This window comes from Salinimicrobium sp. TH3 (assembly GCF_026676115.1).
In the GTDB taxonomy this organism is placed as follows: domain Bacteria; phylum Bacteroidota; class Bacteroidia; order Flavobacteriales; family Flavobacteriaceae; genus Salinimicrobium.
The window spans coordinates 64,589-80,890 of record NZ_JAPONB010000012.1 but is presented as its reverse complement, the minus strand read 5'-3'; the positions used below and the strand labels follow the sequence as shown (position 1 = coordinate 80,890).

Genomic DNA, 16,302 nt, shown 5'->3' with positions numbered 1-16,302 from the left:
GTTTGTAAATTTCAACTCCCGTTTAACCCCCCAAACCCCCTAAAGGGGGAGAAGGGGATTTCTGGTTCAAATTTTACCTCTCGACGAGCTCGTCCTGAGCGATAGCCGAAGGGCTCGAGGTGACAGTTTGGAATTTGGTGCTTGGAACTTGGTGCTTGCCAGCGCAACCCGCAACAGGCAACAGGCAACGGGCAACTATTCCACTTCAACCGGTTCCTTTTCTTCTACAGCATCTGTTTTTTCCTCTCTATCTTCATACTTCTTTCTCTCGATCATGTAGTACACCAGTGGCACTACTAACAGCGTAAGAAAGGTTGAAACGATCGTTCCTCCCATTAGCGAGATGGCAAGTCCCTGGAAAATTGGGTCAAAGAGGATCACAAAGGCTCCGATCACTACCGTTCCGGCAGTTAAAAGGATTGGTGTGGTCCTTACAGCCCCGGCTTCGATCACCGCCTGTTTCAACGGAATTCCGTCTTCCAGCCTCAGGTTCACAAAGTCAATGAGCAGCACCGAGTTCCGCACCATGATCCCGGCCAGCGCGATCATACCAATAAAGGAAGTTGCTGTAAAAAAGGCGCCCATGATCCAGTGACCCAACACAATTCCTATCAGCGATAGCGGAATGGCTACCATCATCACTATTGGTGCCCTAAAGTTCTGGAACCAGCCCACGATGAGGATATAAATGATCACAATAACACCCAAAAATGCGATTCCAAGGTCACGGAACACCTCCAGGGTGATCTGCCACTCTCCATCCCATTTCACGGTATAGTCATCTTCATATTGCGGCTGACCCATATACAGGTCACTTATCTCATAACCGGCAGGCATGTCGATCTCCTTCAGTTTTTCTTCCATTCCAAGGATAGCATAAACAGGGCTCTCGAGTTCCCCGGCCATATCGGCCAGCACATAAACCACTCGTTTTTGATTTTTGCGATAGATGCTCTTGTCCCTTACCACCTCTTTTGGCGTTACCAAATCGGCAATGGGGATCATTTGACCACTTTGGGAAGTGATCTGGATATTCATGATATCCTCCACCGAAGATTTTTCCTCTTCATCCAGGGTCAGCACGATTCCCACCCTTTGGGTGGCTTCTTCATCATAAAGCTGCGTAATGGCTCTTTCCCCCATAGCAGAGTTCAGGGTATAAACGATCTGCTGGGGAGCAATGCCATTGAGCATGGCTTTTTCCTTATCTATTTCGAATTCGTACTCTTTTTGATCGGCTTCGACCATCCAGTCTATGTCCACCACGTCCGCTGTGTTGTGAAGGATAGTCTGGATACTGTCAGCAAGTGCGATCTGTGTCTCATAATCCGGTCCGTAGACTTCTGCGACTATGGTAGACAACACCGGAGGTCCCGGCGGAACTTCCACCAGCTTGATATTGGCTCCGTATTTGTCTCCTATCGCCTGCATATCCGGACGCAGCAGTTTCGCAATGTCATGGCTCTGCAGATCACGATCTCCTTTTGGCAACAGGTTCACCTGGATATCGGCAGTGTTACTCGCGCCTCTCAGGTCATAGTGACGTACGAGTCCGTTGAAGGTGATAGGGGCAGAGGTGCCAATGTAGGTCTGGTAGTTTACTACCTGTTCGCTATTGCTCAGGTATTGACCTAGTTCTTTGGTCACCACGGCTGTTCTCTCTAAAGTTGTTCCTTCAGGCATGTCTATGACCACCTGGAATTCATTCTTGTTATCGAAAGGCAGCATTTTCACTGCCACGTCTTCCGTAAAGAACAAGGCTACAGATCCCAATAGAAGGACAATTGTAATTCCGAGGAAGGACCAGCGGATCCTTTTATTATCGATAAGCGGTTCTTCAAAGCGCTTATAGATACGGTAGATCATGGAATCTTCAATCTTCTCTTCAGGCTTTTCAGGTGCTCCTTTTTTGGTCTTTTCCCTAAGAAAAATAAATCCGAGGTATGGAGTAATGGTCAGTGCCACGAAGAGAGAAAGGATCATCGCGATAGAAGCACCAATAGGCATCGGGCTCATATAAGGTCCCATCAATCCGCTTACGAATGCCATTGGCAGCACCGATGCAATTACTGTAAAGGTCGCAAGGATAGTTGGGTTTCCTACCTCGTTAATGGCATATAGTGCGGCCTGTTTGAAGGGCAGGCGTTTCATCTTAAAGTGCCGGTGCATGTTCTCGGCAATAATGATCGAGTCATCCACCACAATACCGGTAACGAATACAAGTGCGAACAGGGTGATCCTGTTCAGGGTGTAATCGAGCATGTAATAGCTGAGCAGCGTAAGGGCAAAGGTGATAGGTACCGAAAGGAATACCACCAGTCCGCCACGCCATCCCATGGCCAGCATCACTACCAGGGTTACGGCTATGATCGCGCCAATAAGGTGCAGCAATAATTCTCCCACTTTATGAGAAGCGGTCTCGCCGTAGTTACGGGTCACTTCCACATGTACATCTTCTGGGATAAGATTTGTTTGCAGATGCTCTACTTTTTCAAGGATCACATCTGCGATCTTCATCGCGTCGGCTCCCTTGCGTTTTGCTACAGATAAAGTTACCGCAGGATATTCCCCGGGATATTCCGAAGCATCTAGTGCCTGTCCAAATCCAAAGTTCACATAGGATTTAGAAATTTCAGGCCCGTCCTGTACGGTGGCAATTTGCTTCAGGTACACCGGTTGCCCGTCATTCACTCCCACGATGAGGTTCTCCACATCCTGCGGGGATTCCAAAAAGCTTCCGGAGCTAACCAGGATTTCGCTGTCGTTACGGTCAAAACTTCCGGAGGAAAGCTGCTGGTTGGAAGCCTTGATCTTTTCAGAAACTCCGAGAAAATCCACTCCGCTGGCAGCCATCCTGTCCTTGTCGAGCACCACGCGCAGTTGCCTGTCACGGCCACCAATGGTGTTCACGATAGAAACATCTTCTACCTTCTCTATCTCATGGCGCAGTTCATTGGCCATCTGCCGCAGCTGGTAATCGTCATAATTTTCGCTCCACAGGGTAAGCCCCAGTACCGGAACATCATCAATAGCCCGGGTCTTCACCAGCGGCTGGGTCACATTTGGCGGGAACTGGTCCATATTCTTCATGAGCTCGTTGTAGAGCTTCACATAGGAACGTTCGATATCCTCGCCCACGTAGAACTGCACGATCAACATCCCCTGTTCTTCCATGGAGGTAGAGTAGACATACTCCACACCCGGAATGTTGGAAACCATCTTTTCCAGGGGTTTGATAATGCGCTGTTCCACCTCGGTAGGGCTGGCACCCGGGTAGCCTACAAAAATGTCGGCCATGGGCACATCGATCTGCGGCTCTTCCTCGCGGGGAATTAAAAACGACGCGTACACACCCACAATCATGAACACGATCATGAGCAACACCGTCAATTTTGAATTTATAAAGCCTTTGGCAATCTTGCCTGCTAATCCTTCTTTCATATTTTCTATGGTTCTTTGGGCGTTTCCCCACCTTCGCTAAAGCTTCGGTGGGGTCAGGCTTTCGGCGCTATCTCCCTTCCTGCGGTCGGGAGGATAACTGCCTCAATCCTTAACGCATCTTTACTCCTTTACACTAACTTTTGCTCCGTTGAACAATTTTCCGTCTGCCGAAACTATATAAGCCTCGTCAGGGTTGAGTCCGCTAAGTACCTCTACACGGTCTCCGTAAGTCCTTCCCAGTCTCAGCCATCTCAGCATCGCTGTATTCTGCTGACTCACGGTATAAACTCCTTTCAGGTCGCCTCGGGTCACAATTGCTTCTGTGGGGATCATTACCGCTTCAGCAGTACTTTCCTGCTTCTCTACCGGAAATCTCACCGTAGCATACATCCCCGACTTCAAATCTGCTTCAGTATCTTCAAGAGCTATTTTTACTAAATATTGTCCGCCGGTGTTGCTGGCCGAAGTACTAACTTCTGCCACGGTGCCGGGAACAGTCTGCTCAACAGACTTTACAATGACGTCCACTTTTGTTCCTGTTTCTATCCTTGAGATATTGGACTCCGCAACTCTTGCAGTCACCTCGAAATTCCCCGGAGCTTCTACGGCTAAAAGCGGCTGACCCGGATTGGCCATTGTGCCTTCCTCGGCGAATTTGTTAGTGATGACTCCGCTAAAGGGAGCACGTATGTTCACGTAAGCGAACTGTGAGTTCACTTCATTTCTCATTTGTTTGGCTGCTTCAAGCCTGGCCTGTGCCATTTCAAAACGGGCAGTCTGGTCATCCATCTCTTTTTGGGAAGCCGACTGCTCTTCGAAAAGGGCCTTAAATCTTTCGTAATCTTTTTTAGCGTTGTTGTAGGCGGCTTCAGCTTCGGTGATACCGGCGTTTACCTGGGCACGTTTGGCCTGCAGGTCGCTGTTATTGATGGATACCAGTAAATGGCCTTTGTTCACCCTGTCTCCCACGTTCACGTGGATGTCATCGATGAAGCCCATCATTCGGGTGCTAAGGGTGGCGCTGTTCACCGCTTCAATTTGTCCGCTGGCAGTGAGAAAACGGTCTCCCGTCCCCGATGGTGTTTCCACCTGCACCGGTACTACGGGACCTTCATTCACCGCCTGCTTTTTATCATCGCTCCCACAGCTCGTCGCGAATAATCCCAGGGAAGCTAATGCTATTGTGTATATTGTTTTTTTCATTTTCTATGGTTTGTTGTTCGTTGTTTCTTGTTTGTTGTTCTACCCCCCGGCCCCCTGAAGGGGGGTGAAGAGCATTACGTTTCAATTTTATTTTTGTCCCAAATCTTTCCGCCTCCCTTTAGTCCCGATAGCTATCGGGAGGGGTAAAGCGGAAAGGTTCACTCCTCACTCAATACTACTCGTCAAAAATTCCAAATACGCTACCGCATAATTGTATTCATATACCGTTTGGTAATATTCCAGTCGTTTTTCAGAAAATTGTGTTTCGGCGCCTAGCAGATCTGTGGTTTTTTCCAGTCCCTGTTCAAAACGGTTATTGCGAATTCGCAGGGCTTCTTTAGATTGCTCCAGGGCCAGCCTCGTAAGGTTTAGTTTGTTCTCTGCATCCCTTAAGGCGCGGGTAGCGCGGTTCAATTCCAGCTTACTCTGTTGTACGTGTTGTTCGAGTTCAAGTTGTGACTTTTCAAATTCAGCTTTGGATTCCTGTGTTTTTCCGAAGCGCTTGCTTCCGTCAAAAAGGTCCCATGTCAAAGTGACTCCTGCGAGGTACCCGGTAGCATCTCCCTGGAAGATCTCATCATCATAAAGCTCATAACTTCCAAAGGCATTAAGCCGGGGCAAAAATGACATTTTATCGGCCCTGTACATTTTCCTGCGGGCCTCGGTAGCCAGTTCCATCGCCCGTATATCTGCACGGTCGCCGGGAAGGGCAGGTGTGGTAACGGCATCCATTTGTACGCTGAGAGAATCTCTAGGGACCAGCACTACATCAAGGGAATCTCCCATTAGGAACATGAGGTAATCACTGGCATTTTTGACGTTGCTCCTGGCGTACTGCAGCTGATTATCCACCTCGGTCACGCGGACTTCAACCGCGAGCACGTCACTCTGTTGCAGGTATCCCTGCTTGAAATTATTTTCTGCCAGCCTTAAATTGGCCTGTGCTGTTTCCAAAGCCTGCTCCAGTACTGCTACCGCCTTATGGGACAGCTGCAACTGCATATAAGCTTTGTTGGTCTCCAGTTTCATATGGTCGCCGGTTCGCACGCCTTGCAATTCTGTAGCCTGCATTTTGCTCTTAGCAGCGCCTCTTTGATAGATCCCGTCGAGGTTGACAAGAGGTTGCTGAACTTCCACTTTGGTAGCGAAGTTGTCGATACGATCGGGATCGTTAAGCCTTGCCGGATCGAAATCACTTTGGGTGACGATCTCCTGGTTTAGCTTTGACCCGAAAGCCATTAATGGATTATTGGTGGTCATCCCGGTGTGGGATGCGCTTATGTTAGGTAAAAATACCGCATTGGTCTGCCGGTATTGGGCACGGGCTGCCAGGAATTCCTGTTGGGAGATCTTTAGCTGGCTGTTATTCTCCTGTACCCGTTCCTGGACTTCTTCTTTCCCAATGGTAACTGTCTCCTGGGCCGAAAGTAGCCAGGAAAAAAGTATTGCCGGAAGTAGAAAGATAAGTTGCTGTTTCTTCATTTCTTAAATTTTATGGTACAAAAGTACTCTCAGAATTGGGCGTGGTCAGTAACCATTGTTACCAAGTGTTAAAACTCTCCCCGGAAGTACATCTTAATAGGAGAGGAGGATCGAGGGGGGAAGAATGTGACTTAGAAGCTGTGATATTCCATAGGCCTCCTTTTAAAGCTTCTTTAAAGGTCTGCACTTTTTTGAAGAAAAAGAATGACATATGTCAAGATGCCGAAGTAGAATTGCGGCTGCAATTCGAAGCTAAAGTGATCTTAGAGAAGGTGGTGGGCAGGAACATTTGTTACCTGCCGGAGTGGGATTAGTTATAGAAGGGGTGAGGGAATGGGTTTGGGAAAGGGGATCGTATCAATTTAATTGCTCTTATTGTTATCCTTATTGGATATTGGAGATATTCTTAGATTCCAAATTTGAACATAGGTTCCATATTCGTTCTTTAAAGTATATGGTCACCTACTTAAACGCGCTCTATAGTTTGCCCAAATTTCATTTATAGGCGTTTGAGCAATAGCATTTTTCAGTAGTCCTATCGCCTTTTGTGAGTATCTTTCGTGGTGAATATTCCCAACAGATATTCTTTTGAAACTTTCAAGATCATCTTTTAAATTCAAGTGGTGTATTACTGCGCTGGTCTTAGGACCAGTAAGTCCTACTTTTTTGGCCAATTGATCTCTACCTAAATTATAGTAGTCTAATTCATTTACTCTTTTCAATGCCACTACATGTGCCCCAGGAGTTCCTTCTGGAACGACTTGGACAGGTACACCTTCTTTTCTTGTGATTTTTAAATCAAGCGAGGGTCCATAACCATTTGCTGTAAAATTCAAAGTAGAAACGCCAGGAAACAGTTGTCCAAAATTTCCGCCTTGCTCTAAAATTTTTAAAGTTTTTTTTAACTCACGATCTGTTGGTTGGGTGTGGTCGCCTTGGACAGCATTCTCCATTATGGCTAAAGCACGTAGTTTTTCCTTAGCTTCTATGTCCTTTCTTTTATTCGGACCAAGAAGCTTTCGAATATCATTAATTTCGTTTGTAAAAAACGCTTGGATGTCAGTAGGAGGACTTGTTGATAACGGGAGAACTCGAACTGGTAAATTGGATTTTAAGTCGATATTAAATACTCGATTAACAATATCACGGAATAAGGTCAAACCAGATTGAGCTTGAAAATAAAGGTGTTGCTCAGATATTTCCAAAGTATAATGCTGTGCTGCATCCCGCAACCCGTTTAAAGACTGTAACGTCAAAACTTCATCTTCATTTAAAAATTTCAATTCTGCTTCACTAAATGCTTTTCTAACACACAATTCAAATCCTATTGTTTGTGTGGCGCGTTTTTCCTTTATTTTGCCACCTTTATGCAGAATTGAAGCTTTTAATAGCATTTCAAAGGAATGGTCCATCATAATCAAAACACCATGAACACGTGCGGTATCGTTTGGTCTATTAAATAATTCAAGGCTCAAGACCAAAGAATCTACTGCTTTACAGTATAAGTGTTTGACTTCTTTCTTCATTGTTATTTACTTATCTATCTGATTTAATCATAGTTCATCATGTTGCAGCACAGTTTCGGTTGTTAAAGGCTTCGAGAGTAGAATTCCGTCTTGAGAGACAATACCTATATTATTAAATATGTTTTGAAAGTCCTTATCGAATTTCATTTGTCAATAACATATTGTGTAGCTTTCTTGCTTTATAATCACTTAGTGAAGCAACATAATCTTTAGATCTAATTAGATCAAAGAGAGGTATTTCTTTTATTTCCTGATAAGCGGGATATTTCGTTCCAATTAAAAGATGAAAAGGAATGAAATTCAACATATTTGCACTAATTGAAATTTGATCACCTAATTTATCCTTATAAAATCTATAATATTTGGACTCCTTAAGATTTTGATAATCTTCCTTAAAATCTATTTCTATTAAGTCGGGAATAATTGTGAATAATATTACCAGTTCCGACACAATTTTTGCAGCTAATAAATTAGAATTTAAAACCTTCCTATTGGTGAACAACTTTTTTTCCTGAAGATTATTCCAAATCTCTCCTACGGCTTGGGATATTTCTTTAGAATGATCTATTATAAAAAGATCAGCTTTGCGACAATCATCTGGAGATTTAATTGAATTTTGACTTATTCTTAAGGTACTTGATGTGATTACATCCTCCATTAATATTTTAATTAATAATTTTCTTTGCCTTAAAAATTGAGACAAAACATTCTCCGATGACTTTATATTGAAGTGTAAAGGTGGGATATGGAATAACTGACATTTTATTAAGTCAAAAATGGTAATAGCGCCTAGTCTTAAACCGTCTTCTATATCGGATATTAAATAACTTATTTTATCTGCTATTCGAACTGCTTGTCCTTCCAAATGACTATAGCCTCCAGGAATTAATTCTTGATGCTTTGAATTATCTATGAGGACTTCCGAGGAAAATTGGTTCCCGTCCCTATAATAGGTATGTTTAATTACAGCCTCTAAAACTTCGTTAGAAATATTCAGACCAAAAAATTTTTTTTGCGGATCAGAAGCATAAGGAGACTCTATATAGGTTAGCACATCTAGCCCGTGTTCATAATGGTTAAACCCCCCCAGTCTTGGATGAATTTCTTTCAATAGTTTATCAATTGCATGTTCTCCCGCATGACCAAAGGGTGTATGCCCAATATCATGAGCTAAAGCACTAGCCTCGATTAAATCTAAATTAAGACCTAGACTTGTTCCAATAGTCAAGGCTAACTGTTGAACCTCTAAAGTATGAGTAAGTCTTCGTCTAACAGTATCATCTTCAATAGATGGAAATAACTGAGTTTTATCTGCTAACCTTCTTAATCCGGAAGACCATACAAGTCGATCCCTATCTCGACTAAATGGTGGTCTGAAGCCATCCGATTCTTCTTCAATTGCTCGAGTATTCTTTACAACTGCAAAATTAGAAAGACCACTTTCTTTTTGGTCTATTATTTCTTTCGGGGTTTTTAGCACTGCTGGTGATGAATATACGCCCCACAAACCACAATAGTTTTCTAGCTTTTCTATTGTGGCTTTTAATTTGTCTCCTGAATAATTTTGTCTTAATAATTTACTGCGTACCTCTTCTTTGCTATTACCGCCCTCCCATAATTTTAAAATTTTTCCAATAAGTTTATGGTCGCTAATTTGAAGTCCGATTTTTGACGTTGTCCATAGGTCGGGTTTAGTTGTGGAAGCCCTAGTGCTTATATTTTTTGAATAGTCCTCTATTTTGGAGGGAGGCAGTCCTTGGGACAAGGAACTTTTGTTGTTCAGAAAAACTCTGAATTCTTTTGGATTTCTTGAATATGATTTGACAATTTTCCCAGAAATTTTTCCGGGATTATCTAGTAATTCTTCGGTTTTCTTTTTGAAAATAATTAAATCTCCTCTTCTCCAAGGAATTGTTTTAAATTCCTTGATGTCTTTTAGCGCATTTTGTTCAAAGAAGGGAACTACATAAGATAAGTTGTCGTGTTCTATTGAAATTATATCATGTCCAATTGAAATCAAATCTTTTATAAGTTTTGATCTTGATTCTTCAATTCCAGGCCGGGTTAACCTACCGGGGTAAGAGAAGAGAACCTCACATTCTATTTTCACTGACTCAATTGCTCTATTAATTGCAGACCTTAAATCATTATCATACCAAGGGGGATCAATTAAAGCGAGGTCAAATGAGCTTTTCAATTCTTTTGGTAATGGCGTGGCAATATTATATTGGATTCCAGAACATTTTTCCATTTTTAAATCATTAAATATTGAGATTATATCTTTATCAATATCTAATAAAATGGTAGGAATACTTTCTGATGTTTTTAATGCAAGAGTGGGTGTTCCAATGCAAACTACCTGATTGCCCTTTGCTAATCTTATTTTAGCTCGAATTTTATCAACGATATACTTTACAGTTGATTCTTCAAACCACCATTGGCTATAACTTACATCTGGGGCAGGTAAATAAGTGTTTCCTACAATACTTGAATTTAAAAAGGATTCCGCAGAACCGTTTTTAATCAATTCTATATTTTTTTTCTTAAGCAATTCTTGAACTTTTCTTGGATCAGCACTTTCGCAATTTTTTAAAATGTCATGGAATTCTGTAATTCCATTTGCAACAAGAGTGTCTATTTTTTCACTTAAGATGTAATTGTATTTATTCATATAATTTGTTAGCTGTAACTTTTTGTACCCACAATATTATCTAGTCACTATTTATCTGTTTGCGGATAACAGCAGGATTTCTGGTTCTTCCGTAAATCTATTAAAATTCTGTTAAAGGAAGTTACGGGAAACCGTAATTTGTAGGAAGAAATTCCAAATTATAAGCACCAAATTCCAATGCTCTTCAACGAGCAATGATCAATAATTAGTGAACAGAAATTCCTTGCGGTCTGGAGATTTCTTAGTCGCTAAAAAACTCCATCGAAATGACATTTTGAGAAAATCCCAAATTACAAGCGCCAAAATTCGAGATTAGATTTGAATATGTGTGGATATGAAAATGTGAAAATGAGAAGAAGTGGAGTATGAGTAAAAAAATTATTTGTGCACCTGCCCGTCCGACAGGCGGGTCCGTGGCTTCTTTTCAATTAGCAATGATCAATTACCCATAAACAGAGATTCTTTTGAGGATTGAGCTTTATTGAAGGTGAAGATTTGACTACGTCGAAGCTGCGCTTTCTCAGTCCTGCAAAAGTTCCCCTGCCCGGCCGGCAGACGGGTTCGAAATGACATTTTTAACCCTCAATATAAATCCACTCTCGCGCCGCAGCACAGGACTGCAGCATTACATGTTATTTGTTTAAGGCAGAACAGGTTACAAAATATTTTTTTAGAAGTACGCTCCTATGCCGGGTCCAGATGTCCTTTCTTTTATTTAACTTAGGTAAATCTAACTTATTGATTATGAGTAAAGTAAAAGCCTTTGCAGCCCAGGAAGTGGGAGCACTGCTCAAACCCTTTGAAATCGAGAGAAGAGCGGTACATGAAAATGATGTTCTTATTGACATTGAATACTGCGGCGTCTGTCATTCAGATCTTCATTTCGTGAGGAATGACTGGGGAATGTCTGAATATCCTCTTGTACCCGGTCATGAAATTATTGGACGGGTAGTCCAGGTGGGTGAAAAAGTTAAAGACTTTAAAGTCGGTGAGAAGGTAGGAGTGGGTTGTATGGTCGATTCCTGCAGGGAATGTAGCTCCTGTGAAGAAGGGCTGGAGCAGTATTGCGAAAGAGGTTCGACCTTTACTTATAACGGCCCCGACAAATATTTAGGGGGAATGACCTTTGGAGGATATTCTCAAAAAATTGTGGTTGATAAGGATTTTGTGCTTCATGTTCCTGAACATCTGGACAGCAAAGCTGCCGCACCTCTGCTCTGTGCGGGGATTACCACCTACTCTCCTTTAAGGTACTGGAACGTGAAGAAAGGAGATAAAGTAGGAGTTATCGGCCTCGGTGGACTTGGGCACATGGGAGTCAAATTTGCCAGTGCCATGGGAGCCGAGGTGGTGATGATCACTTCCTCTCCTTCAAAGACAAAAGATGCCGAAGATTTGGGTGCAGACCATGTGCTCATCTCAACAGATGAAGGACAAATGGCAAGTCACGCCAATACCTTTGATTTCCTTATGAATACCATTCCGGTAGGTCATGATGTGAATCCTTATGTGAGCCTATTAAAACGAGATGCTACCATGGTAATAGTGGGAGCAGTAGAACCGGTTGATCCTGTTCACTGCGGACAATTGATCTTCCAGAGAAAAAGTATTGCAGGTTCATTGATTGGCGGGATCAAAGAGACCCAGGAAATGCTGGACTTTTGTGGAGAACACAATATTGTCTGCGATGTCGAAATCATTGATATGCAGGATATCAATACTGCATATGAGAGAATGCTAAAGAGCGATGTGAAATACAGATTTGTTATTGACACCAAATCTCTGGAAAGAGAAAATTGATCTTCAAAAAGATCCAAATACTAGGTTCAAGCACCAAATTCCAAATTCCAAAAGTGGAAATTGGGGATTGGTTAATTAGTGATTAGTTAATCGGATTAGATTGTCAAAAAAAAAGATCTGCGAAGATCTGCGTGATCTGTGGGAAAATTTTTCAATTTGCAATGATCAATAAACAATAACAGGATTTTTTCGCAGCCTGAAATGGCCGTACAGAAGCGCCTTTAAAATGACATTTTAGAGACCTTATCTTTGCTTTTCTTTTTTGTTTTCTGCTTTTACTTATTCAAGCGATTATACTTTTGAAGCGTATTAATCAGTAGATCATGAGGTAGGGCATATACAGTATTTCCGTTAATACCTTCCATTGTTCTGGCGGCAACCATTGCATTTATTATTGCTTCCTCTACAGCCTGAACTGTGCTTTGAAAAATCCAGTTGATCTGGTCGTTGGACAAGGTTTCCACTCTCACATTATTCGTTCGGGTAAAGGCTTGTTCGTTTGCTGTCGAAAAGGCTAAAAATATATCTCCGGATCCATTAGCGCCGATGCCTCCAACTTTAGCTATTCCCAAAGGTACTCGCTGGGCGACACGTTTTAGCTGGTGTGGTAGTAAAGGAGCATCTGTTGCCACTACTACAATAATTGATCCGTCGCCCTCTTGTCTGTAGGATTCAGGCGACTTGTTAACCTTTGGATTTAAAGTGTCTCTTAATTCCTGTCCTACGGGGACTCCTGCAACGAGCAGGTTTTCCTTAAATCCAAAATTAGACTGTACCAGCACCCCTACGGTATAGGTAGAATCCCTAATCGTCATCACCCTGGATGCTGTTCCCGTACCCCCTTTAAAACCCATAGTCACCATTCCCGTGCCGCCGCCAACATTACCTTCAGAAATTTTTCCGCTAGAGGAGTTTTGAATAGCTTCTAAAACATATTTTTCATTTACATGAAATCCGTAAATATCATTGAGTAGACCATCGTAAGTTTCGCCCACTACCGGATAAGTAAACCACTCTTTATCTCCACTGTACCAGTCTGTGTCAACAAACCACTTCAATACTGCTTGCCGCACTTCTCCCACGCTATTGGTATTGGTGATCATAACTGGTGTTTCCAAAAAACCAGATTCTGTTATCCAGGTAGTACCTGTCATTTCACCATTACCATTAAGACTGTACCAATTAGCGTAAACAGGACTAAATTTTCTTGACTTCCCCCGAGGGAATATTGCAGTAACTCCAGTCCTTACAGGTCCTTTACCAATGATATTTTCTCCCTTACTAGTAATTATTGTACTATATCCTACTTCAACTCCCTTGACATCTGTAATAGCATTATATTTTCCGGGTTTACCAACGAAGGGAACTCCCAAATCCCTTGCTCTTGGTTTCTGTCCAAAAGATGGTAAACTAAAGAGTATTGCTATAAATACTGAGATTATATATTTCATGCCGTTTTTTTCTTTTTCTGTTATACCAATTACTTTTAGAAGTTAATTATACTTCGGCTTAGCTACTATTCTAACTTATAACGGGTGTCATGGATAAAGTTATAAAAACTTTGTGCTGAATGAGTTACGGGAAGCCCAATTGGAAAAGAAATTCCAATGTTCAGGCACAAAATTCCAAAATACTTGTTCTCGATACAAATCCGTTCCTGCTCCCGCAGGTCCGGATTCACATGCCTAGCGGCAGGCAGGCTCGAACTGACGGGGAATAATTCTCAATTCAAACTGTATATTTTCGAGATTTTAAGCGGCCTATCGAAAATTGATCGTCAAATTTGAAGTGAGATGACGTTTAAATTTTCTGCTGTTTGAGCGAAACGCACCTTTATCGTCCTAAAAATTTTTCCCGCGAGTTCAGAAAATTTAGGCATCGAATGAAAAATTTAGATCCATTTTCGTAAGCCTAGATTTTTTGGTTCTTTTTCATCAATGGAAAAAGAACAGGAGATAAAGATTTCTCAGTCGCAGAAAAGCTCCCCTGCCCGTCCGGCAGGCGGGTTCTAAATGACATTTTTAATAAAATCCTAAATACCAAGCACCAAATTTTTACCCGCCGGAGCTTTTTAGCGGAGGAGGGCCAAAAAGGGTTAATTTGAGAATGGTGATTGGGGATTCGTCCTTCTGCGAAGATCTGCGTGATCTGCGGGAAACTTTTTCAATTTGCAATGATCAATAAACAATAACAGGATTTTTTCGCAGCCTGAAATGTCCGTACAGTAGCGCCTTTAGGTCCGGATTCACTCGAATTGACGGGGCTTGGTTAATTAGGGATAGGTGATTGGAGATTGATTAATTGAAATTGTCGGGAGACTCTGGACGGTAGACGGTAATGGAGATTGAGCTTTCTTGAAGCTAGAGATTTGACTGCAGCTAGCCAAATTTCGTAAAAACGGGCTATGACTTAGCCAACAGCCGGCATCTTCCTTCCTTTAAGTAAATATATATTGGCAGTAATTGCAGAGATCAACATTACAAAATCCTGGTATACACCGAAGTTGACTGCAGCAAAAGTTCCTATTATCGCCCAGATAGTGGGAATGATCAAAAGATACCTGGGAAATTTGCTGTTGTTAGCATGAAGAATCCGAACATGAGTATAGTGGTGGGGCAGGGTAATCCGATAGAAATTGTCGTGCTGAATTCCGCCCCGAGCAGGTATCCGATCAGCGGATAAATGATCAGCCCAAAAAGAATAAAAAAGTACCCCAGGTAAGTCTGTGTGTTTTTCTGCAAATGAAATTCCAGGGTGTTTCTAAGCATCTCTCTCACAAAAAATAACCCCTGGAGAATGAACAGGATCCCGAAACCATATGCGGCTTTGTTGATGGAAGTGAAGAAGCCTAAATGGTAGATAAAGCCAATCCAAAACCAGAGAAATCCGAGAAAGCCGGTGATGAAATAACTGCGGTAATTTTTTTGTTTATGAATAAGAACTATCCCCAGAATGCCTAAACCAATGAAAACGAATTGGGCCGGCAATACTGCAGTATTATATTCCCGGAATACTTCAAAAAATTGTTCTATAGTAAACGGAGTTTCCATATTCCATTATTATCATCACACTCCTTTGTCAATACACTCCTTATTAAATTTACGTCATTTATTTCTGAAAAAGGAATTTGAGGATGAGGAGTTACCCGATAGACGGGGGGCGAATTTTCAATTAACAAGGATCAATAACCAATGGCCAGGATTTCTTCGGGGCCTGGAGATTTTTCAGTCGCGGAAAAACTTTTGACAAATTAATATTCCGGCACTTAAGGTGAAACCAACCCCTAATTCGTTCTTCTTCATGACAAATCTCATTGTTCCTGGTTTTGATAGTTCTTAATTTGATTTGTCCATAAAACCTTTTAGGGGTTAATTAAAAAATAATAGCCATGAGAAATTTTAATTGTACAAATCTACATCAGCGCAACGCAAAAGGTTTTTTCGTTTTATTGCTGATCGTTATGTTCTGGTTTGCGGGGTCGCAGGATGTTTATGCTCATTGTGACAGAGAGAATGGGCCTGTGGCAGTTGCTGCAAAAGATGCTTTAAAGACCGGAGATTTTGAAAAGATCCTGATTTGGGTAGGTGAAGATCAGGAACAGGAGTTGCGGGAAAAATTTCAGCAGAGTCTTGAAGTTTTCCAAAATGGAGGAAAGTCAGCTCAACTTGCGGAGAAGTACTTCATGGAAACCGCAGTTAGATTACACCGTGCGGCAGAAGGAATGCCTTTTGAAGGCCTTAAACCGGCCAGTCCTAATCCACCTGACATAGAAAGTGCGGAGAGAGCATTGGAAACCGGAGACTTTGAGCCGGTCAAAGTTTTGCTGTGTGAAAAATTAGAAAAGGAAGCACTAAAGTGGTTCGAGGAGACCAGGGCTAAAGCAGAAAATAAGAATGACAGTGTTGCTGCAGGAAGAGCTTGGGTAAACAACTATGTTAAATATATTACTTATATCCACACCCTTTATAAGGCAATCGAGGCAGGACCGCCACACGGCGTTGATGTACACTAGGCCATTAAGTGGAAATGTTCAAACATTCCTCAATAGTGGAAGACCGGTTCATCAATGGAAATTGGAGATTCACGAATTCCGGAAGAAATAGAACGCTATGACTAAAAAGAACAGAGGCCGTTGTTAAAGCATGAGATTTCTCAGTCGCAGAAAAGCTCCCCTGCCCG

Annotated in this window: 9 protein-coding genes and 1 pseudogene; 3 read left to right on the top strand and 7 right to left on the bottom strand. The window is 42.2% G+C overall.

Annotated features, from left to right (window positions below):
* Positions 1-195: 195 nt before the first annotated feature.
* The 3 genes from OU683_RS15585 to OU683_RS15575 form a co-directional block, all read right to left on the bottom strand.
* Entirely contained in the window at positions 196-3,441 is a 3,246-nt protein-coding gene (locus OU683_RS15585; protein ID WP_268139960.1) for an efflux RND transporter permease subunit, read from the bottom strand.
* Between the two features lie 120 nt (positions 3,442-3,561).
* Entirely contained in the window at positions 3,562-4,644 is a 1,083-nt protein-coding gene (locus tag OU683_RS15580; protein ID WP_268139958.1) for an efflux RND transporter periplasmic adaptor subunit, read from the bottom strand.
* A gap of 165 nt (positions 4,645-4,809) precedes the next feature.
* A complete protein-coding gene (locus OU683_RS15575; RefSeq protein ID WP_268139956.1) occupies positions 4,810-6,126 on the bottom strand; it encodes a TolC family protein in 1,317 nt (438 codons plus the stop codon).
* Between the two features lie 191 nt (positions 6,127-6,317).
* Here OU683_RS15575 and OU683_RS15570 point away from each other — a divergent pair, with 191 nt between their 5' ends.
* On the top strand, positions 6,318-6,440 hold the full coding sequence (locus OU683_RS15570) for a hypothetical protein (protein ID WP_268139954.1): 123 nt from the start codon (positions 6,318-6,320) through the stop codon (positions 6,438-6,440).
* 144 nt (positions 6,441-6,584) lie between these two features.
* Here the strand turns inward: OU683_RS15570 and OU683_RS15565 are convergent, their stop codons facing one another.
* Together OU683_RS15565 and dgt are read right to left on the bottom strand one after the other, a co-directional pair.
* Complete coding sequence (locus tag OU683_RS15565) at positions 6,585-7,652, bottom strand: DUF3644 domain-containing protein (protein WP_268139952.1); 1,068 nt, start codon at positions 7,650-7,652, stop codon at positions 6,585-6,587.
* A gap of 133 nt (positions 7,653-7,785) precedes the next feature.
* Entirely contained in the window at positions 7,786-10,323 is a 2,538-nt protein-coding gene (gene dgt / locus OU683_RS15560; RefSeq protein ID WP_268139950.1) for a dGTP triphosphohydrolase, read from the bottom strand.
* Between the two features lie 744 nt (positions 10,324-11,067).
* On the opposite strand from dgt, the gene OU683_RS15555 reads away from it, so the two are divergent.
* The gene (locus tag OU683_RS15555) at positions 11,068-12,123 is read left to right on the top strand and encodes an NAD(P)-dependent alcohol dehydrogenase (protein WP_268139948.1); all 1,056 of its coding nucleotides are present in this window, start codon (positions 11,068-11,070) and stop codon (positions 12,121-12,123) included.
* Positions 12,124-12,398: 275 nt separating this feature from the next.
* Here the strand turns inward: OU683_RS15555 and OU683_RS15550 are convergent, their stop codons facing one another.
* Both OU683_RS15550 and OU683_RS15545 read right to left on the bottom strand, forming a co-directional pair.
* Entirely contained in the window at positions 12,399-13,574 is a 1,176-nt protein-coding gene (locus OU683_RS15550; RefSeq protein ID WP_268139947.1) for a DmpA family aminopeptidase, read from the bottom strand.
* 958 nt (positions 13,575-14,532) lie between these two features.
* A pseudogene (locus OU683_RS15545) lies at positions 14,533-15,173 on the bottom strand (DUF6064 family protein).
* Between the two features lie 338 nt (positions 15,174-15,511).
* Between OU683_RS15545 and OU683_RS15540 the strand changes: the two are divergent.
* Positions 15,512-16,135 (top strand): DUF6448 family protein, encoded by a 624-nt coding sequence (locus OU683_RS15540; protein WP_268139946.1) that lies wholly within the window; start codon positions 15,512-15,514, stop codon positions 16,133-16,135.
* The last annotated feature ends 167 nt before the right edge of the window (positions 16,136-16,302 follow it).

Coding starts and splice junctions, on each gene's coding strand:
- OU683_RS15575 (WP_268139956.1), bottom strand. CDS start 6,126: ATGAAGAAACAGCAACTTATCTTTCTACTTCCGGCAATACTTTTTTCC.
- OU683_RS15540 (WP_268139946.1), top strand. CDS start 15,512: ATGAGAAATTTTAATTGTACAAATCTACATCAGCGCAACGCAAAAGGT.
- OU683_RS15555 (WP_268139948.1), top strand. CDS start 11,068: ATGAGTAAAGTAAAAGCCTTTGCAGCCCAGGAAGTGGGAGCACTGCTC.
- dgt (WP_268139950.1), bottom strand. CDS start 10,323: ATGAATAAATACAATTACATCTTAAGTGAAAAAATAGACACTCTTGTT.
- OU683_RS15580 (WP_268139958.1), bottom strand. CDS start 4,644: ATGAAAAAAACAATATACACAATAGCATTAGCTTCCCTGGGATTATTC.
- OU683_RS15585 (WP_268139960.1), bottom strand. CDS start 3,441: ATGAAAGAAGGATTAGCAGGCAAGATTGCCAAAGGCTTTATAAATTCA.
- OU683_RS15565 (WP_268139952.1), bottom strand. CDS start 7,652: ATGAAGAAAGAAGTCAAACACTTATACTGTAAAGCAGTAGATTCTTTG.
- OU683_RS15550 (WP_268139947.1), bottom strand. CDS start 13,574: ATGAAATATATAATCTCAGTATTTATAGCAATACTCTTTAGTTTACCA.